The 19,034-nt window shown below is 42.8% G+C and carries 16 protein-coding genes and 1 tRNA gene; 12 read left to right on the top strand and 5 right to left on the bottom strand.

The features are described 5' to 3' along the window. Positions 1-9: 9 nt before the first annotated feature. From VEB00_12170 to VEB00_12185, 4 genes are all read right to left on the bottom strand, one after another. Complete coding sequence (locus VEB00_12170; GenBank protein ID HYF83771.1) at positions 10-885, bottom strand: branched-chain amino acid ABC transporter permease; 876 nt, start codon at positions 883-885, stop codon at positions 10-12. A gap of 128 nt (positions 886-1,013) precedes the next feature. Next, positions 1,014-2,222, bottom strand: a complete 1,209-nt coding sequence (locus VEB00_12175; GenBank protein HYF83772.1) for an ABC transporter substrate-binding protein — start codon at positions 2,220-2,222, stop codon at positions 1,014-1,016. A gap of 346 nt (positions 2,223-2,568) precedes the next feature. Then, positions 2,569-3,120, bottom strand: a complete 552-nt coding sequence (locus VEB00_12180) for a flavodoxin family protein (GenBank protein ID HYF83773.1) — start codon at positions 3,118-3,120, stop codon at positions 2,569-2,571. Positions 3,121-3,147: 27 nt separating this feature from the next. Continuing rightward, positions 3,148-3,507, bottom strand: a complete 360-nt coding sequence (locus VEB00_12185; protein HYF83774.1) for a helix-turn-helix transcriptional regulator — start codon at positions 3,505-3,507, stop codon at positions 3,148-3,150. 153 nt (positions 3,508-3,660) lie between these two features. On the opposite strand from VEB00_12185, the gene VEB00_12190 reads away from it, so the two are divergent. From VEB00_12190 to VEB00_12200, 3 genes are all read left to right on the top strand, one after another. Beyond that, positions 3,661-3,945, top strand: coding sequence for a hypothetical protein (locus VEB00_12190; GenBank protein HYF83775.1), 285 nt, complete (start codon positions 3,661-3,663; stop codon positions 3,943-3,945). A 291-nt stretch (positions 3,946-4,236) separates the two neighbouring features. Then, entirely contained in the window at positions 4,237-5,322 is a 1,086-nt protein-coding gene (locus VEB00_12195; GenBank protein HYF83776.1) for a ComEC/Rec2 family competence protein, read from the top strand. A gap of 102 nt (positions 5,323-5,424) precedes the next feature. Next, positions 5,425-5,628, top strand: coding sequence for a DUF3006 domain-containing protein (locus tag VEB00_12200; GenBank protein ID HYF83777.1), 204 nt, complete (start codon positions 5,425-5,427; stop codon positions 5,626-5,628). On the opposite strand, the gene VEB00_12205 is transcribed toward VEB00_12200, so the two are convergent. Next, positions 5,603-6,541, bottom strand: coding sequence for an alpha/beta hydrolase (locus VEB00_12205; GenBank protein HYF83778.1), 939 nt, complete (start codon positions 6,539-6,541; stop codon positions 5,603-5,605). The two genes, VEB00_12200 and VEB00_12205, sit on opposite strands and share 26 nt — an antisense overlap. A gap of 332 nt (positions 6,542-6,873) precedes the next feature. Here VEB00_12205 and VEB00_12210 point away from each other — a divergent pair, with 332 nt between their 5' ends. From VEB00_12210 to VEB00_12250, 9 genes are all read left to right on the top strand, one after another. After that, on the top strand, positions 6,874-11,268 hold the full coding sequence (locus VEB00_12210; protein HYF83779.1) for a M6 family metalloprotease domain-containing protein: 4,395 nt from the start codon (positions 6,874-6,876) through the stop codon (positions 11,266-11,268). Positions 11,269-11,507: 239 nt separating this feature from the next. After that, entirely contained in the window at positions 11,508-11,948 is a 441-nt protein-coding gene (locus VEB00_12215) for a hypothetical protein (protein HYF83780.1), read from the top strand. Positions 11,949-12,092: 144 nt separating this feature from the next. Next, positions 12,093-13,319: a sensor histidine kinase gene (locus VEB00_12220; protein ID HYF83781.1), complete on the top strand. Its 1,227-nt coding sequence runs from the start codon at positions 12,093-12,095 to the stop codon at positions 13,317-13,319. 40 nt (positions 13,320-13,359) lie between these two features. After that, positions 13,360-14,007 (top strand): response regulator transcription factor, encoded by a 648-nt coding sequence (locus tag VEB00_12225; protein ID HYF83782.1) that lies wholly within the window; start codon positions 13,360-13,362, stop codon positions 14,005-14,007. A gap of 385 nt (positions 14,008-14,392) precedes the next feature. Continuing rightward, entirely contained in the window at positions 14,393-15,391 is a 999-nt protein-coding gene (locus VEB00_12230) for a hypothetical protein (GenBank protein HYF83783.1), read from the top strand. Positions 15,392-15,409: 18 nt separating this feature from the next. After that, positions 15,410-16,339 carry an ABC transporter ATP-binding protein gene (locus VEB00_12235; protein HYF83784.1) on the top strand — a complete coding sequence of 310 codons (930 nt, stop codon included), beginning with the start codon at positions 15,410-15,412 and terminating at the stop codon, positions 16,337-16,339. Positions 16,340-16,350: 11 nt separating this feature from the next. Next, complete coding sequence (locus tag VEB00_12240; GenBank protein HYF83785.1) at positions 16,351-17,736, top strand: ABC transporter permease; 1,386 nt, start codon at positions 16,351-16,353, stop codon at positions 17,734-17,736. After that, entirely contained in the window at positions 17,699-18,871 is a 1,173-nt protein-coding gene (locus VEB00_12245) for an ABC transporter permease (protein ID HYF83786.1), read from the top strand. Before VEB00_12240 ends, VEB00_12245 begins: the two co-directional genes overlap by 38 nt. 75 nt (positions 18,872-18,946) lie before the next feature. Beyond that, positions 18,947-19,023: transfer RNA gene (locus VEB00_12250), tRNA-Val, on the top strand. Positions 19,024-19,034 lie beyond the last annotated feature (11 nt).

Consider the following 19,034-nt stretch of genomic DNA (forward strand, 5'->3'; position numbering starts at 1 on the left):
CCACCCTCCTTATATTTTATTGCCCTTGCTGATCAAACCGGAGGGCTTGATAAGCAAGACCAGAATCAAGACGATGAATGCAACGGAGTCCTTGGGGATGAAAGTGAGGTCGTATGCGGAAAGCATCGTTTCTGCCAGACCAATGAACAATCCTGCGATTACTGTACCTACCGGGCTTCCCAGACCGCCAAGGACAATTATAGACAGCATCTTGTATGAGGGAACCTCGCCCAATGCCGGTGTGATCGAATTGTAAAGTATACCAACCATGATGCCGGCAGCGGCGGCAAAGCCGTATCCAAGGATGTAGCTCAGGGCCATAGCGGAGTTGGTATTAACACCCATAGCCTGTGCAATATCGGAGTCCTCCGCCGTGGCACGCCAGGCCAGACCAAGTTTGGTCTTGTTGAGGACTAGCCATAACACGGTGAAGAGGAGCGTGGTCAGAACGATTATCAGAATCCACGCAGGTACGACCGTCAGCTTTCCGATTTTGATTACGTCGGTGCCAAAATCAATATTATAAGCCTTCGTTCCCGGGCCTGCGATCAGACGAGCCAGGTCTCCGGAGAGTGTAAATAGTCCAACGCTGGCAACCAGTGGTACGATAGGCAGTATGCGCGGCTTGCTTAAGATCGGTGCATAAATATATCTGTGCAGCAGTACTCCAATCAGACCGGTAATCGCCATGGAGAGAAGAAAGGCCAGAACCAAGCTGCCTGTCTTGAAGTAGATGAACCAGCCAATATAAGCTCCGGCTACATATGCACCGGCATTAGCGACATCCAGGATGCGCAGGATACCGTATATAAGTGTCGCACCCATTGCGGTCAGGGCATACACGCTGCCTATCATAATGCCGTTAAGTAATTGCTGTAAAAACATAGGGTCACCTCTTTTTTTATAAGTTGAATCGATAAAGAGCCGGAGGCGCTGCCCATCGCACCGTGCAGTGGGCAGCGCCTCCGGGAATCTTTGGTTATAACATGTTGCTTATGCGATGTCGCTAAGGACTACTTTGCAACGGGGGTAATGATTTCCAAATCGGTGATCTCACCGTAAGATTTGAATTTACCATCTGTAACCTGCTGAATCTGGACAGCCTTGACAGCTTCGTGCTTTTCGGTGTATTTGATCAGCTTGCCGGTGACGGTGGTAAAGTCTTTCAAACCTGCAATGGTGTCACGCATAGCGGCGGGATCATCGGTGCCAACTTGACGGATGGCTTCGAAGATTACCTGGAATGCATCATAAGCGGAAGCGCCTACCATGTCAGGTTCAAGTTTATATTCTTCTCTGTAGCGGGTGATGTATTTCTGTGTAGTTTCAGAAACGTCATCACGGTTCATGTTGGTAGTTAGGTATACACCGTTGGCATGTTCGCCTGCGGTGAGTAGGAACTGCCAGGAGTCAGCACCTTCGGTTCCGAGTATCGGAACATCCAGACCCTGCAATTTGCACTGTTTAACAATTTCTGCCGCATGGGCATAGTAGTTGGCAATATATATGAGGTCTGGCTGAACTTTCTCTTTCAGCTTGGTTATGATGGCAGTAAATTCGTTGTCGGAAATGGCTACCTTGTCTAAAGAAACAACCTTTGCGCCGTTAGCTTCAGCATGAGCGGTGAAGGTATTAGAAAGCTCGGTGCCGAAGTCCAGGTCCACAGCGATGATGGCAATTTTCTTAGCACCCAAAGTTTTGACGGCGAATTCAGCGCCGGCCTTGCCCTGAACCTTACCCGGGAAGGACTGGGAGAAAATGAAGTCACCAGCTTTTACAACGTCAGGATGAACTGCGTAAGCTGAGACCATAACTTTACCTGCGTTTTGGATAATCGGAGCTGCAACACGGGTCGGACCGCTGTAGCTGCCACTGACCACGGCGACAACGCCATCCTTGGTGGTAAGCTTTTCAGCGATGCTGACAGCCTGAGTGGTGTCGAGACCATCGTCGTAATTTACCAGTTCTACCTTGCGTCCGTTGATGCCTCCGGCTTCATTAACCAGCTTGACAGCGAGCTTCGCGGAGTTTTCCGCAGAGAGACCATCAGCAGAAGCGGCAGGTGAGGTTACGGGTGCAAAGAAACCTATCTTGATCGGTTCGGTGTTGGCTGGTTTTTCCGTAGCGCCAGGCTCGGAAGTCACCGGTGTATTATTCGGTGAGCATGCAGTAAAGGCGATGATCATCGACAGTGACAGTAACAGAACTAATAATTTTTTCATTTCTTTCCCCTCCATTTAGACTATTATGATGCTAATGATAAGTATTGTAGCTCAATGCAGTCAGAAAATTTCTATAAAGAAAGTATAAAGCTTTTTTGCTGGAATTACAAATGCATTTCGTCCTATTTTTCTGAATATTGCAGATTTTACGCTAAAAAACTGCAATATTCGACATCGGAACACCTAATGATATTAAAGTCGATTGAACAATCGAATATGGTTTTCATTCTTTTATAGAAAGGAAGTTAAAAATGAGTACTAAATATGAAGTTATTTCCAAAAATGATTCTGTAAAAGCATTGGAAGTGAGTTGCTTGAAATACGCAGGGGGAAGGATCAAAGCAGCCTAAACCTTCAAACCCATCCCATATACATCCTTAAGAGCCTTAGCATTCTCTCCTGCTGGCATATAGTCGTCAGTACAAACGCTATACACATCTACCAGGTCCATTTCCTTATAATCGCAGATTTCTTCAAAGGTTGTCTTGACAAGCTCAGGGCCTTTGTTTGGCAGTTCGCCTCCATATGTCATAAGGAGGGCTGCTTTTTTGCCGGTAAAGCTATCTTTGATCGAGCCTAATGCATAGCATCTATCCATGAATGCTTTAAGCTGGGCAGAAACGCTCCACCAGTATATTGGAGTCGCATAGATTACCATATCTGCTTGGCGGAAGAGGGGGTAGAGCTCCTGCATATCGTCCTTTATTGCACATTTGCCTATGTTAACATTGTGGCAAACTTCACATGCAGAACAGCCGTGGATGTTTTTTTCTTGCAGGAAAACCTTTGTGACTTCTGCATCCTTATTAGAATCTTTTATTCCTCTAAGATATTCATTCAACAATAAGCTGGTGTTGCCATTCTTTTTTGGGCTTCCAAGCAGCGCCAGTACTTTCATATCTAAAACCTCCGTGTGTGATTTCTTTTACTTCTTCCCATACTTATGCTGTACAAATTCCTTGAATTTCTCAATCTCTTCGATAGCCTCGGGGGATAAGTCCTCATCGGTGCTATATGTGTTCTCTGGGGAGCGGATTAAGAATTTCTCCTTGGACTTATTAAGGATCTTTTCTGCTGTTTCTCGGATATTGCTTCTGCATAATAAATAATCGATGGACACGTCAAAATAATCGGCCATTTTTATCAATGCTTCTTTATCAGGAAATCTGATATTGATCTCATATTTTGATATGGTTGAGTATGATACGTTTAACATATTCGCAAGGGCATACCTTGTTATGTCTTTCTCTTCTCTTAAATCTCTCAGTCGCTCACCAAATTCCATAAAAATGCACCTCTTTAGTATAATGTTAACACAATATGTCCAAATGAAAAATTCATTGGACTAAATGGAAAAATTTCTATTGACTTTGGACTGTAAGTCCAGTAGTATTGAATAAAGTGGACTATGCGTCTAGTAAAACTCGGAGGTGATGATATGGGCTCGGAGTATTATAAGTGTGAAAGTGAAAAGCGAGGCCCAGAAATGACAATAGTAGAGATGCTTATTTACTCATTAAGGAAACTCGCAGATCGGCTCTTCTTCAGTAAAAATGTGGACAAGGAGTCCGATGGACATATTGTGAAAAAGCAGCTTAGATGTGCTATTTCAAGCTGCTTTGACAAGAATAATATATGCTGTAAGGTTTGTGATATCAAGAAATGCCGCTTTAAGTGCAATTTCATAGATAAAGAGGTATGTGATCATCAGAAGCTGGATTAGTTATGCGATTTGATCCTGTGGATATGTGGATAACTTTGAAACGAAGGAAGCGAAGAAGCAGATTATGGACTTTATGCTTATGCTGAAATAAAGAAGTATTGGAATTGAGGGATTCATTCAGGTATGAATGGATCCCTCAAGTTTTTTGCTTACTTATATGAAGGATAATGTCGAACTATGTAGAAATGTGTAATATATGCACTCTTTATATTAATTCAAATCAAGTATTTTTTCACAGCAATATAAATACCATATAAGTAGAAAACATTGCAGGAAGAAGGTTTACAGTATATGAAGAAACATAGGATACTAGTGCTGCTGCTCATTTTGGTTTTGTGCATGGGTATTATTGCATGCAGCAGCCCGGAAGCAGCGGGGGGGTATGTAAATGCCGGAAATGGGCAGTCGCTCAAAGTGCATTTCATCGATGTGGGGCAGGCAGACGCTATACTTATACAAGGACCAAAGGGTGAGAATATAGTTATCGATGCGGGAAACAATAGCGACAGCGAAATGGTAGTAAGCTATATCAGGAAGCAAGGAGTTAAGGAGCTTAATGCAGTCATAGGCACGCACCCCCATGAGGATCACATAGGCGGTCTTGATGCTGTAATCAAGAGCTTTAATGTGGATAAGGTATATTTGCCCAAGGCAGTGCATACAACGGATACCTTCAGGGATGTACTGAAGGCGGTCAGCGACAAGGGTTTAAAGGTCACAACGGCTGTTAAGGGGGTAAGCATACCTTTATCGGGAATGACTGCTGAGTTCCTGGGCCCGGTAGGCTCAGAGTATGAAAACCTGAACAATCATAGTGCAGTTCTTAAATTGACATACGGAGAGACCAGCTTTCTTTTCCAGGGAGATGCTGAGGTAGAAAGTGAGAAGGATATTTTAAAGAGCGATATGAGCAGCAAGCTGAAGGCGGATGTGCTGAAGGTGGGGCATCATGGAAGCTATAACGCTACAACCCCTGAATATCTTGCAAAGGTAAATCCGAAATATGCAGTTATTATGTCAGGCAAAGGGAATGATTATGGACATCCCCACAAAGAGCCGATGGAGCTTCTAAAGAGCAAAGGTATAGAGATATACAGAACTGACGAGGAAGGGACAATTGTCGCAGAAAGTGATGGAAAAAGCATAACATTCAATGTGAAACCGGACAGCCACAACTATGGCACAGAAAAAACAAATACTCAGAAGCTTTATACTGACTCCACAGGTAATGGACTAATAAAGGGAAACATAAACAGCAGGAGTGAGAAGATATATCACCTTCCGGGAGGCGCTTATTATGATAAGACCGTTCCCGAGAAGTGGTTTAAGACTGAGCAGGAGGCACAGGATGCCGGCTTTAGGCCATCTAGTAAATAATGCCCCTTCCAGGCAAAGGATTGCCTGTCAGCGATGCGGTTTCACCGCACGATTGGACTATTATAAGGTATGCTTAATAAATCTAAGCTTGGAGGTAAAATTATGCAGTGTATTGTTGACAGATTTGAAGGAGATTACGCGGTTGTAGAGTATTATGAGCAGGTGCTGAAGCTTCCGAAAGTGTTCCTGCCTGTGGAAGCCCACGAGGGAGATGTATTGGATGTCCTTATTATGCTTGATGTTAATGAGACTAATAAGATGAAGGCAGAAATAAAAAAACTTATGGACGATGTATGGGAAAAATAAGCGGGCTGGGTTGCCTGGTCGCAATATCACTAAGAAATTCTCCAACAAGCCTGTCATACTCATCACCGTTTTTTACTACTGATTCCGCATGTCTGGCATTGGGGGCAAGGTATAATTTCCTTATCCCTTTCTTGTTGTTGTACATATCAATACTCATTTGTGTAGGTATATATAAATCCTCACTGCCGTGTATGAAGAATATCGGGGTCTCCACATCGGCTATGTCTCTTATTGGAGATATGTCCTTGAGTATCATCCCTGTACGCAGCCTGGTAAATAATCGGGTTATCTGAAATGCAGGGAACGGGGGCAGCTTATATTCTACCTTGAATCTGTATTTAAAAAGCTCTGAAAGATCAGAGAAAGGACAATCTGCTACACAGAAGGATATTCTGGGGTCAATAGCAATATTCTGAAGTGCAATTGCAGCTCCCATGGATTCCCCGTGGACTCCCACCGTGCAGTCATTGCCGCACTTTTCAAATACCCAGTCAGTACAGCTCTTTAGGTCATACTTTTCATAATATCCGAAGGTAGTGTTCTTCCCACCGCTTTCTCCGTGGTTGCGATGATCATAAATCAGTACATTAAAGCCCCGCTTCATGAACATTTCCATATACTTCACTGAGCCATATATTGTATAGGTTATGCCATGACAGATTATAACAGTTTTCATTGAGTTGCCATTAGGGAAGTAAAATCCACGCAGCTCATAGCCATACTGAGACCTTATCCTAACCTCTTCTTTAAGAAGCTTGTCAAAGTACTCCTCGTGCATATTTCCCTTATCGCATTCCATTTGGAGAATCTTCTCACGGGTCTTTATACGAGGGTAAATGACAACCCCGGAAAGATAAAAGCCGGAAGCTGCAAATAAAATAAGCAATAGTGATAATGCAATGTACCAATACATAGTAATACCCCCTGTTTTCTAAACGATATAATTATAGCACAAGGAGGAAGTTGAAGGTTAACATATTATATTCGATGAAAGAATAAAGCATAGACAATTTTTTATAAAATACTCATTATTATGACAAAAATTACCGATTATATAAAAATATGGCCATTTCATATAATCTATATGACAAAATTCGCGTTTTTTCTATAAAATTAATAGTGGATTATTTTCTAAATGTGATGATTATTTGGTATGAACTTCAACCTGCGAAGATAAAAATGAGATGAATTATGTTGGATCTATGTGATATTGATATTATATAAAAACGTAAGAGGGGGAAAAAAATGAGGAAATTAATGTCTAGGTTCTCTTTTTTTATTTTACTGTTATTCTGTTGCAATCTAGTGCTCCCGGGGTATGTCACATTTGCCGGGACAAGCAGTGGAGAAGGTGCTGCGTTTAATCAGGATAAAGAAATAAGCTTCATGCCTCCGAATCCTGAAGTGTATCCGGAGTTTTATGAGAAAGACGGAGATATTTCGGATATTATGAGAGCTTCAGCGAAGTACTCAGTACCAAAGATTGAAAGAGTAGGAGGAGCGGAAAGCATACCTGTTGGGGGAGCAATAGAAAAGGTGCTGGTAATACCAGTATACTTTTCAGATGAAGAGTTTGAACTGGGGCATGATAGCGTTTATTTTGAGAATATAATGCTTCAGATGCAGGATTATTTTGAAGCCAACTCCCAATATAACGATGAAGAAGCAAAAGGAATGTCAATTGCAGCTACAGTAGTTGAAGCGGTATATAGCGACCAAACCATGGCGTATTATGGTGAGGATGGTTCAGATATAGATGATGCTAATGGCGATATTAGTGAGCTTGCTAGAGAGGCTGTGCAGAAGATTGATGCAACAGTTGATTTTAGGGACTATGATACCAATGGTGATGGTACAATTGATCACCTTTTTATTATCCATGCGGGAATAGGACAGGAAGAGAATTTAGATCCAGAAAACGAATTAATATGGTCCCATCGTTGGGCAATTGCCGGTGGCGAGGATACGGATGATGGGATAACTGCTTTTAACTACGCAATGGTGCCAGAGACAGGACAATTGGGAACCTTTGCCCACGAATTCGGCCATGATATTGGATTACCTGACTTATATGATACAAATGATTTAGATTATGGCATGACAGAGGGAGTCGGAGATTGGGACGTTATGGGCTCCGGCTCATGGAATCACAGGGATGGAGAGGATCCGGGGACTTGCCCTGCCAATCTGTCAGCCTGGAGCAGGATGTATTTGGGTTGGGCAGAACTCCGCACCTTAACTCAGAATGAAGGCGCTACTATCTATAGTTCAGATGGAATAAGCCAGGTTCTAAAGTTCTGGACAGCGGGCGACGAATCAGGGAATGAATATTACCTTTCAGAATATAGAATAAAACAGGGTTATGATGAGGGTCTTCCAGGGGAAGGCTTGCTGATATGGCATATTGATCAGCAGCAAGTAAATGCCACTATTGCTGCAAATACACTAAATGCAGATGAGAACAGGCTTGGAGTAGAACTGGAGCAGGCAGACGGTGAATTGGATTTATGGACAATGAGCAATAGAGGTGATGCTGGTGACCCGTTTACGGGTTCAAGCTGGAATGCCAATTTCACAGCAGTGCCTTACAGCTTCAATTATAGCAACATAGACGGTGAATTCAGCTATGTAGCAGTAACCAATATCCGTGGAGCATATGCAGAATATATTATTGAGCCGGACGTACCAGATAAACCGCATATTTATCTTCCGAATAATGGAAGCAACACAAGCACAAGGCCGACATTTTCATGGAATGTATCCTCCCAGGCTGAGTACTATGTGCTTCAAATATCGGAGGATGACAGCTTTGAGTCGGATGTCATGGAATTTGTATTAAGCACAGGGGAAGATGGACTCAATTACTTGGGTGATGCCTTCACTTTTACATTACCGGAAAGTGATGAACTGGCGAAGGATACATCCTATAATCTGCGCATAGTCGGTGTAAATAGTTTAAACAATGAGGGAAATCTAGAATGGACAACAGAGTATAATTTCAGTACGATAGCTGATGGCATGAATATCTCAGAAGTAGGAACAGATATGCCTACTCCAAGAGAAAGACTTGCTACTGTTGGATTGGATGGTAAGATATATGCAATAGGCGGATTCAATGAAAATGGCGCCAGCAGCAAGATGGAGGTATATGACCCGGATACCGACACATGGGATACTTTGGCGGATATGCTTGGAGCAAGGGCAGATCTGGGTGCTGCAGCAGTTAATGGGAAAATATATGCTATAGGCGGCGATATAGGAGCAGATTCAGTTAGAACAGTATATGAATATGATCCGGCTTCGGACGCGTGGGACACTAAAGCAAACATGCTTTTGGGAGTGCGAGGCTTTGGAATAGCGGTCCTTGAAGATAAGATTTACATTGTCGGCGGAGTCGATGAGGATGGCCTATTATCGGATCAGCTGCAAATATATGATCCTTCAGCCGATGCATGGGAGTCCAGGTTCTGTGGAGAAAGTGAATTTACACCCAGGGCTTATCTGGGGGCTGCAGCAGTTAATGGCATGCTTTATGCCATAGGGGGCTGCACAGGTGAAGACAGTTTTTCAACAGACGAAGATAATACCATATATACATTAAGCATAGTGGAGGTATATAACCCGGAAGATGATACATGGCTCCTCGCTGATGATATGCCTGAGGAACTTTCAAGCTTCGGCACTACTGTATTAGGGGATAAGATATATGTTATGGGAGGGTATTCAGACTTTTTTCGCTTTAGCGCTATGATATTTGAGTACGACCCCATTGAAGAATATTGGATAGAAAAAACCAGCATGCAAGCAGAGCGAGCATATCTGGGTGCCGCTTCCTCCGGAGTGAAAATATATGCAGTTGGAGGATCAAGGCTTCAAGGCGGTGCATATCCATATTTTAGTACAGTGGAAACATATGAACCGGAAATGTCTCCCCCACATATAAGATTCAGTTTTGATGGTGTTAATGCAGGAAGGCTCATGGGCATTACTCCTGAAATGGAATACAGTCTTGATGGAGGGGCAAGCTATGTTTCAGCCGTTGAGAACAATCAGCTGCTTACTGCTGCTGAAATAGCAAGCATAACAGTAGAAAATGATATCAGGATAAGAGTGAGGGCAACAGAGAGCGAACCGGCAGGAGTACGTGATATCATACCTATCAGTGTAGAAAAAGCTTTATTTAGAGTAATTGGTGATAATACTCATAATACAATAGAACGTATAGATAGCGAAATGGAATTCAGCACTGATGGCATAAACTGGGTTATGTATAATAATAACTTACCTGATTTAACCGGTAATATAACTATCTATGTGAGATATGCAGCCAATGACAGACTTCTTCCGGGGCCTATATCCACCTTTGTCTTCACTGCATCGCGACCTAGCAGTGGTGGAAGAGGCGGGAGCGGAGGCGGCGGAGGTGGTGGCGGTACGTCGGCTGCCACTCCGGATCCATCTGCTTTAACCATGATTGAGGCTGCAGTAATAGTGAGTAGAACAGCTGCAAATGCATATTTAAATAATGAAAAATATGAAAATGTCATTGTTGACATCCCAAAGAAAGCAACTGAGCAGTCTGCAGCGATAGATACGACTATTTTCAGCATGCTTTCGGAGAAAGGCAAGGGCTTGGTTATAAATGGTAAAAATCTTACCATGGTTTTATCATCTGACGTTCTAAGAAATGAACAGAGAAACCTGGATGGGAAGGACACATATTTTAAGCTGGTTACCGGAGTACTCAATGAGCAGCAAACCAAGGAGAAGGCAGATTTGTTGAAGCAAGCCGCCAATAACGGGCTGACTTTGACGGATAACAATATCTTTGAATTCAACGCTGCTCTTGTCACGAATGACATGCATCAGAGGGTAAGCAGCTTCAATGCACCTATTAGAATAACAATCAGCTTGAAAGACTCTAAGCTTGGTAATATTGATGCTGAAAAGCTGGGTGTATACTATTACAATGAAACAACAAAGACTTGGGATTATATAGGTGGTAAATTTGACGCTGCTGCAAAAGTAATAAGCTTCGATACAACACATTTCAGCTCCTTTGCTGTTATGAGTTACGAGAAGACCTTTCAAGACATCGCGAAACATTGGGCACGACCCTACATAGAAAAGATGGCAGCAAAGCATATAGCACAAGGTACAAATAGTAGATTTGAACCGGAGGCAAGCATATCTAGAGCTGAGTTCACAGCATTGCTGGTACGTGCTTTAGAGCTGAAGGAAAGTAAGGAAGGTACAAAAGCTTCTTATTCAGATATTACTGAAGGAAAATGGTATGCCCCTGAAATCAATAAGGCATATAATTCGGGCATAGCAAAGAAGGAAGATGGAGTTAACTTTAGACCGGATATAGCAATCACGAGGGAAGAAATAGTTGTAATGATTGCGAGGGGCTTACAATATAAGGGTATAGCAGGTAAACCCAGTGAAGATCAAATCACTCAGAGGCTTAAGCAGTTCAGTGATTATGGACAGATATCGCAAAGCGCAAGAGAGCCATTTGCAATAGCAATGGAGAAAGAAATTATAAACGGCAGAATCCCTACCTTGATTTCACCAAAAGGCAGTGCAACACGTGCTGAAGCAATTGTCATGATATACAGGCTTCTAAATCTGAAATAAGATTCTGATAACTATGAAGGACTTTCTCCATATGGAGGGAGTCCTTCCTAGTTATCCCGGAAAAATGTTTTCTAAATTACTTATTATAGCAAAAATATATGGCAGAAACAAATTGATGAAATATTCAGAAAAGATTGTTATTTATTTATTAACAAAGATTGTAGGTTTATTATCATTGTATTATATCAAGAATGATAATAAAATCTAATTAAAGGATATATTGCGAAGGGGTGAAACGTATGAGTAGTAATAACCTGTTTTTTTACAAGGGTGAGGGCAAAATAGAAGGCCAGCAGCTCGCTTTGACTAGTGAGAGAACTGTAATAATCAGAAATGAAGGTTCCGAAGTTGTTGTTGATGACATATGGAATGTTGAAATAAGCCATATGTACGGCAATAGGGTAAAAATCAAGATAGGTCCTAAAGTTACCTACTATCCCCTGAACAAGAAAATTGCAGTTAACGACACTGAAGGTAAGATTATAATAAATATAGTTAATACTGATGAAGAGATAGCGGAATATGAGACAATGGCTGATTCCCAGATGGCCAAAGGCTTGGTAGACTATATACATGAGCATGCGCCGAATCTTTATGCCAAGGAAAGCTTGAATCAGAAGACACTAAACCAGCTTAAGGAGATTAAGGAGCAAATGGACGACCTGGCAAATATGTATTAAAATAATCGCCGATGGTTTCAATAGCATTAAGGATGATAAGAGCTTCCCGATTAAAGCGGGGGCTCTTATTTAATTTGTGGATGTTGCGCATGATGTATTGTATAATATTTTCAAAGAATACAAGAAAATGGAAAGGAAAAAGGTATGGAAAAGGGAAGAAGATTACTATACCTGTTGAAAGCAATCATACTTACCATATTGTTCTGTGCTGCGGTGTATTTCGAAAATGCGCAGCAGCAGAGGCTATTTGTGCTAGTTGCTGTGTTTGTATTATATCTTGCGGCAGGCTTTGGAAGAGGTTTTATAAACCATGAAAGTAAACCATACTACCTATCTTTTATTATTGATATAGCTCTGGTGTATACACTGGAACACAATTCAAGACTTCTGATAAACTACTTCTTTCACTCCTTCTATATAACCATATTGCTTGAAGCGGCGCTGACCCTGGGGCTCAGAAGAGGAATAACCATAGGGGCTGCCGCAGTACTGGCATCGCTTATAAAATACATATACTTGATTTACTATAAGTTTAACCTTTCAAATGTATCACAGTTGGCGTTCTTCCTGATGGTCAATGTGCTGATACTGGTTATTGCGGGTTTTGCACAGCACAGCAAGGAAGAAAAGGAACGGAAGGATGTGCTCTATAAGGAGCTTTTGGATGCCCATAGGAAGCTGAAGCAGTATACCAATGAGGTCAACCGCCTCACTGTAGTGGAGGAAAGGAACCGCATTGCAAGGGACATACATGACACTTTGGGGCACAATATGACAGCACTTATAATGCAGCTGCAGATGGCAGAGCATCTTCTGAAGGAGGATGCCCCCAGGGCAGAGGTACTGCTGGTGAATGCTGTTGTGACTGCGAAGGACAGTCTGGCAGGAATAAGAGAGGTTGTGGAGACTCTGAGAGGAGTTGACACTGAGCTTTCACCTGCAGAGTCTATAAAGAAGCTGATTAGTGAGTTCGCAATAAAGACCGGGGTGGAGATTGGACTTGATATTACAGGGGAGGCTGACATACAGGCTTCGGCGGCAAATATTGCAGTATTTCGTATAATACAAGAAGCAATGACCAATGCTGTTAGGCACGGGAAAGCGACTAGCATATCGGTGAAGCTTGATTATTACTGCGGTTCCATAGAATTTTGCGTGGCAGACAACGGTTCTGGTGCGGAAAAAGTAAATGAAGGCTATGGATTGAAGGGTATCAGGGAAAGGGTTGAAGCCTTTGGTGGGAAAGTCGAATTCGGTGCTGAGGATGGGTTTTATATAAAGGGTATCATGTATATGTGCCTCTTGGCTGAATGCAATTCTAATCCTGTAGAGGCACAACATTTAGGATATGCATTTTTAACACTTGAATGATTGGAAATATGTTGTGTTAAAAAGCACTAGGAGGGAAAAAATGATAAAAGTGCTGTTGGTTGATGATCAGGATATTTTGGTGGAAGGGCTCAAGATGATACTGGGGAAGGAAGAGGACATACAGATCTGCGGAACTGCCAACAATGGCAGGAAGGCCTATGAGACATGCAAATGGAACCGTCCTGATGTTGTGCTGATGGATATAAAGATGCCGGAATTAGACGGGGTAGAAGCGACCGGGATGATAAAAAAGGACTTTCCAAGTGTCAAAGTAATTGTACTTACCACCTTCAACGATGATGAATACATATATGAGGCTATAAAGAACGGTGCCTCAGGCTACCTACTGAAGGATGCCTCGCCTGCAGAGATTGCCGGTGCTGTACGCACTGTTTATAATGGAGGCGCACTTATACAGTCTGAGGTTGCTGTTAAGGTGCTGGACAGATTCTCAGAGCTTGCCAAAGGGAACTTGGAGAGACATTCGGACCCCAGAGTGGAGCTTCTGACCGAGCGGGAGATGGAGATATGCCGCCTTATAGCTGAAGGAAAGAATAATAAAGAAATCGCAGGCGAGCTGTATTTAAGTGAAGGAACTGTAAAGAACCATATTACAAGGGTGCTTATAAAGCTGGAACTTCGGGACAGGACGCAGCTGGCGGTATTTACAATAAAGAATGATCTATAGAGGAACGGGTAACACGGTTTTCCTGCGGAAAAACACTGAAACCCACGAAATACACGGCGGGATAAATATTCTGAAACATAAGTAATAATCGATAATAAGGTAAGTATCTAGATTCACTAAGTCGCTATACAGAATATAAAAGTTAACCGTGTAATTCCGTAGGAATCCGTGAAGCATCCGTGTGTTCAGTGGTTCCCGTACCTTTACCCGTAAGGAATACCCTGACTGTCTCGGGTCTCGAGTCTTGTATCTCGTATCTGACGCAGTCATTATTTTTTGTGCGAAAAGTCATGGGGTAAGCTGCACAATATGTGATTTAAGACACAAGAAATGCAGTTTCTGAAAATGTAAAATGATACTGTAAGATAACTTTGGAGGGATTTAAATGAAAAGGATATTGATTGTTATATTTGCACTTCTTCTTGCAGTGCCATTGGCAAGCTGCAGCTTCGACAGTCTGGGAGATTACAAGAAGGCGGTAGAAAAAACCGAGCAAATAAAAAAAGGCCAGACATCAGGAGAATTCTCAATTGTGGTGGATTTTAAAACTGAAGGAATGACGGAAGATGAGATAAAAGAGATAAATTACTTTAAGGACATGAAAGGAAGCTTCAACGCAGCTTTAGATGAGGATGCTGGAAAGGGAATAATCAGAAGCTACCTGAATTTCGGCGGACTGGGCTTTGATTTTGACCTATTCATGAACGGAAAAGAAGTATTCATGAAGCTGCCGATAGTAGGCAAATATATAAGGCTTGATGAAATGCAGACTCAAATGATTGCCGAGCAGCAGGCTGACGGGGAACAGGAGTTTATTTCCAAGGAAACATTGGATGAACTTAATGCAAAATGGCTTGGAATGCTTACAAAAGAAGACATTTTCAAGGGTAAGGACATAGTGCTCACCACTCCTGACGGTGAGGTAAAGACAACGGAATACACCATAAAGCTGAATGATGAGCAGATTAAAAAACTGGCATCGGACACAATGGATATACTTTCAAAAGATGAAAAGCTCAAAGATAACTACGAAGAGCGTATTAAAAAGAATATAGAGCCGCTAAAGGACACATCCTTTGAAAAGCTGTTTTCCGATATGAAGGAAAACATGAAGGATTATACATCTGAAGGTTTCAGTTATACTGCTTATGTAGATATTGACGGGTATATAGTCAATGAAATAATTGAGTTTGCACCGAAGTTTAAAGATGCTGAGATGCCGGTCAGTATGGTGAGCTACAGGCTGGATATAAAGAACTGGGATATTAACAAGGAACAGAAGTTTGATTTTCCCGTGCTGACAGAGGAAAACACTTTTGACATGGATCAGATGGAGCAAACCATGCCGTTCATGATGGAAGACCTGTTCAATAATAAGAATTAGAGGGTGATGGATATGACGCTGTTAAAGGTTGAAGACTTGCATAAGGATTATGGCAGTACAAAGGCAGTGGATGGAGTCAGCTTCCATGTGGAGCAGGGGGAAGTGTTCGGATTGCTTGGCCCCAATGGAGCTGGGAAGTCTACGATTATTTCAATGGTATCCACTCTGATAGCTCCAACAAAAGGAGAGATATTTTTTGAAGGCAGGAATATTTTTGCAGAAACTAAATCGCTCAGGCAGAAGCTTGGAGTGGTGCCTCAGGATATAGCCCTGTATCCCACCTTGTCTGGTTATGAGAATTTGAGATTCTGGGGGAGCATGTATGGCTTGAAGGGCGAAGGATTAAAGAAAAGAGTCGGTGAAGTGGCAGAAATAATAGGGCTGAACGGCCGTTTGAAGGATCGGGTGGATAAATACTCCGGAGGGATGAAGAGAAGGCTCAATATTGGGGCAGCACTCCTGCACAAGCCTGAGCTGCTTATAATGGATGAACCCACCGTAGGCATAGACCCGCAGTCAAGGAATCATATATTGGATACAGTGCTGGAGCTTAACCGGCAGGGGATGACAATAATCTACACCAGCCACTACATGGAAGAGGTGGAGTACCTGTGCAGCCGCATCTGCATCATGGATCAGGGAAGGATCATAGCCTCCGGAACCCAGGAGGAGCTGGTGGAGCTTATAAAAGGGGAAACACAAGTAAGCCTGAAGCTCGATAAGCTGGATAAGGATATACTTGAAAGACTTAGGTCGATAAGGGAAGTAGCCAAGGCGGAGCTGGTACTGGATGAAATAGCTATATCGGGTGAAAACGTTGATATAATACTGGCAGATATTATTGCCAGGGTAACAGAGAATGGAAGGCGCATTTCTTCTATTGACGTCAAGAAGCCAAACCTCGAAGCTGTTTTCCTTCACTTGACAGGAAAGGCTCTGAGGGATTAAGGAGAATGGGTATGAAGCTTATAAGCATTATAACAAAGGATTTAAAAACGATACTGAGTGATAAGAAGGCTTTGGCGGTAATCATATTCATGCCCCTGGTGCTTATGGTGATATTGAGTTCTGCTTTGAAAGGGAACTTCATTAGCGGAGGCGCAGGGGATATGACAAAGGTAAGCATAGCTGTTGTGAAGCAATACGACAGGGAATATGACTCCCAGAGGTTTGACAGCACCTTAAGCAATGGTTTCCTTGCTCAGGGAATGGGTGACGAGGCTGCGGAGGAGCTAAGAGCGACCAGTGACGACGTTGATCCGGAGGAAATATTTTTTGAGGATTTTCTAGGCAGTGAAGAGGTAAGCAAAATAATAGCATACAGGATAGAGGAGGAGGACAGGGCTCTTGAGCTCCTGAAAAGCGGAGAAGTTTCTGCGGCTGTTCTTCTTCCTGAGAATTTTGTATATGATATGAAGATAAATCTGCTCACACCCTTCAGGAATAAGGTGGATATCAAAGTAATGACGCATCCGGACAGGAGCATAAGCGGTCAGGTGGTTCAGAGTGTTGTGGAGGCTTATTCTGATGCAATGACTTCGGTTGTAATAGGCAAGAATGTTCTTATTGAGGCTGCTATGGAGCAGGACCTTGCGGGCGACGGCTTCAAGGGCATGAAGGACGCAATGGACGGAATCACCAATGTAATGAAGAGTATCAGGATAAACATTAATGATATCTCGGTGGAAGGCAGGAAGAATATTTCCAGTTTCGATTATTATGCTGTGGCTATGCTGGCGATGTTCATACTCTTTGCCGCAAGTCACGGCGGGAGAATGCTTCTGGAGGAAAAGGAGAACATAACCTACCAGAGGATGATAATAGCCGGCACAACGAAACTTGGAATACTGGCAGGCAAGTTCTTTACTGTATTCTTGATTGCCTTGCTTCAGATGGGTATTATGATTGCATTCTCACATTTTGTTTTGAAGGTTCAGTGGGGCGGCACAACTCCTATTTTACTAATAAGTCTCAGCGCCGCATTTGCAATTGCAGGGATAGGGAGCGCTCTTGCAGCAGCCACTTATAAGGCAGGAAATTATAAAATGGCCAGCATATTTGAGACAGCGTTTATACAGACTATGGCACTACTGGGAGGCAGCTTCTTCCCAATAGACATTATGCCATCAATATTTCAGAAGCTCAGTGTTATATCAGTTAATGGGGTAGTTTTGAAAGCATATCTTAAGATCATGAGGGGATATGGGACAGCGGAGGTAATGAGTCACATTGCCATACTAGCAAGTATCGGGGTTTTGTTTGCACTGTTATCGTTGATTATACTCAGAGAGAAGGGAGGGATTGCGGATGCTAAGTATAATCAGGTTAAGACTCTTAAGGCTTAAGGACGAGATAGTGGTATTTGTGCTGATGACTGTCATGGCCTTTGGCCTCACCGCAATATTCGGGGCCTCCTTCGATGGGTTCAGACCTACAGTGCTGATTGTAGATGAGGATAAAGGCAGCTATTCGGAGGTTTTCATAAATGAGCTAAAGGATAATAACGCTATTAACTTCGCAGCCTCAGATATGAAAAATGCAACAGCAGAAGTGGAAGAGGGCAAGGTACTTGCTGCATTGGTAATACAGAAAGGGTTTAGTGAGGATATAAAAGGCGGTGAGCGGGTATCGCTGGGAGTAATGAAGATTAAAGATGATACTTTGATACTCACCCTTCAGAAGCTGGTATCCGGGATTGCGCAGAAAATGGCAGGGGGAACAAGGATAGCAGATATCACAGCAGATTTCATACAGGCTCAGAAGCCTGAAGTTGAGCGGCAGGCTGTGACGGCAGCTGCATACGGAGATGTGATGGACGCTTGGAAATACAAGAGGCCTATAGAGGTAACATCTTCTGTTGCTGAAACTGGATCAAGCAGCAGTTATAACAACTTGAAGCATTCGATGATTGGCTTCTCTTTATTCTTCTCGATGTACACAATGGTGTTTGGAATAGGTACAATATTAAATGACAGACAGTACAAGACCTGGCAGAGGATGCTCATTTCACCCGTATCCAAGGCGTCGATACTTGGGGGCAGCATGGTGGTGGCATATATCACCGGTGCCATTCAAATAGGAGTATTGATACTTGGAGGCAAATATCTGCTGGGAATAGACTGGGGAAGCAGTATACCGGGAGTCTTGATGGTAGCGGCAGCATTTGTATTCACTGTTACCGCAATGGGCTTGCTGCTGTCAGGTGTGGTAAAGACCCACGCTCAGCTTTCTGCGATAACTCCGGTGGTGCTTACCAGCACTTCAATGCTCGGAGGCTGCATGTGGCCATTAGAGATAGTCAATTCAAAGCTGATGTTGTTTTTGGCTGAGCTTACACCTCAGAAATGGGCGGTACAGGGTATGGAAAGCATAGCTAGCAAGGGCATGGGCTTTGAAGCGGCGGTTTTACCGACACTTGTGCTTTTGGCAATGGGGATGGTTTTCTTTGCTGCAGGGGTGAAGGTCATGAAGTTCGATTGAATTCTTTAGTAAAAAGTCAAAATATTATGGATAATATTTACAAGCAGAGTTATAATATATATATATCTATTGAGTGGGGGATTAACTCAGCTGGTTAGAGTGCCATCGTCACAAGGTGGAAGTCGCAGGTTCGAGCCCCGTATCCCCCACCATTCCTATGAAA

Source organism: Clostridia bacterium (assembly GCA_035628995.1).
Classification (GTDB): Bacteria; Bacillota; Clostridia; order Lutisporales; family Lutisporaceae; genus BRH-c25.

Bases quoted from the DNA above. Each gene is read 5' to 3' on its own strand.
- VEB00_12185 (HYF83774.1), bottom strand. From the start codon at position 3,507: ATGGAATTTGGTGAGCGACTGAGAGATTTAAGAGAAGAGAAAGACATA.
- VEB00_12200 (HYF83777.1), top strand. From the start codon at position 5,425: ATGCAGTGTATTGTTGACAGATTTGAAGGAGATTACGCGGTTGTAGAG.
- VEB00_12225 (HYF83782.1), top strand. From the start codon at position 13,360: ATGATAAAAGTGCTGTTGGTTGATGATCAGGATATTTTGGTGGAAGGG.
- VEB00_12240 (HYF83785.1), top strand. From the start codon at position 16,351: ATGAAGCTTATAAGCATTATAACAAAGGATTTAAAAACGATACTGAGT.
- VEB00_12170 (HYF83771.1), bottom strand. From the start codon at position 885: ATGTTTTTACAGCAATTACTTAACGGCATTATGATAGGCAGCGTGTAT.
- VEB00_12175 (HYF83772.1), bottom strand. From the start codon at position 2,222: ATGAAAAAATTATTAGTTCTGTTACTGTCACTGTCGATGATCATCGCC.
- VEB00_12215 (HYF83780.1), top strand. From the start codon at position 11,508: ATGAGTAGTAATAACCTGTTTTTTTACAAGGGTGAGGGCAAAATAGAA.
- VEB00_12180 (HYF83773.1), bottom strand. From the start codon at position 3,120: ATGAAAGTACTGGCGCTGCTTGGAAGCCCAAAAAAGAATGGCAACACC.
- VEB00_12210 (HYF83779.1), top strand. From the start codon at position 6,874: ATGAGGAAATTAATGTCTAGGTTCTCTTTTTTTATTTTACTGTTATTC.
- VEB00_12220 (HYF83781.1), top strand. From the start codon at position 12,093: ATGGAAAAGGGAAGAAGATTACTATACCTGTTGAAAGCAATCATACTT.
- VEB00_12230 (HYF83783.1), top strand. From the start codon at position 14,393: ATGAAAAGGATATTGATTGTTATATTTGCACTTCTTCTTGCAGTGCCA.
- VEB00_12190 (HYF83775.1), top strand. From the start codon at position 3,661: ATGGGCTCGGAGTATTATAAGTGTGAAAGTGAAAAGCGAGGCCCAGAA.
- VEB00_12195 (HYF83776.1), top strand. From the start codon at position 4,237: ATGAAGAAACATAGGATACTAGTGCTGCTGCTCATTTTGGTTTTGTGC.
- VEB00_12245 (HYF83786.1), top strand. From the start codon at position 17,699: ATGCTAAGTATAATCAGGTTAAGACTCTTAAGGCTTAAGGACGAGATA.
- VEB00_12205 (HYF83778.1), bottom strand. From the start codon at position 6,541: ATGTATTGGTACATTGCATTATCACTATTGCTTATTTTATTTGCAGCT.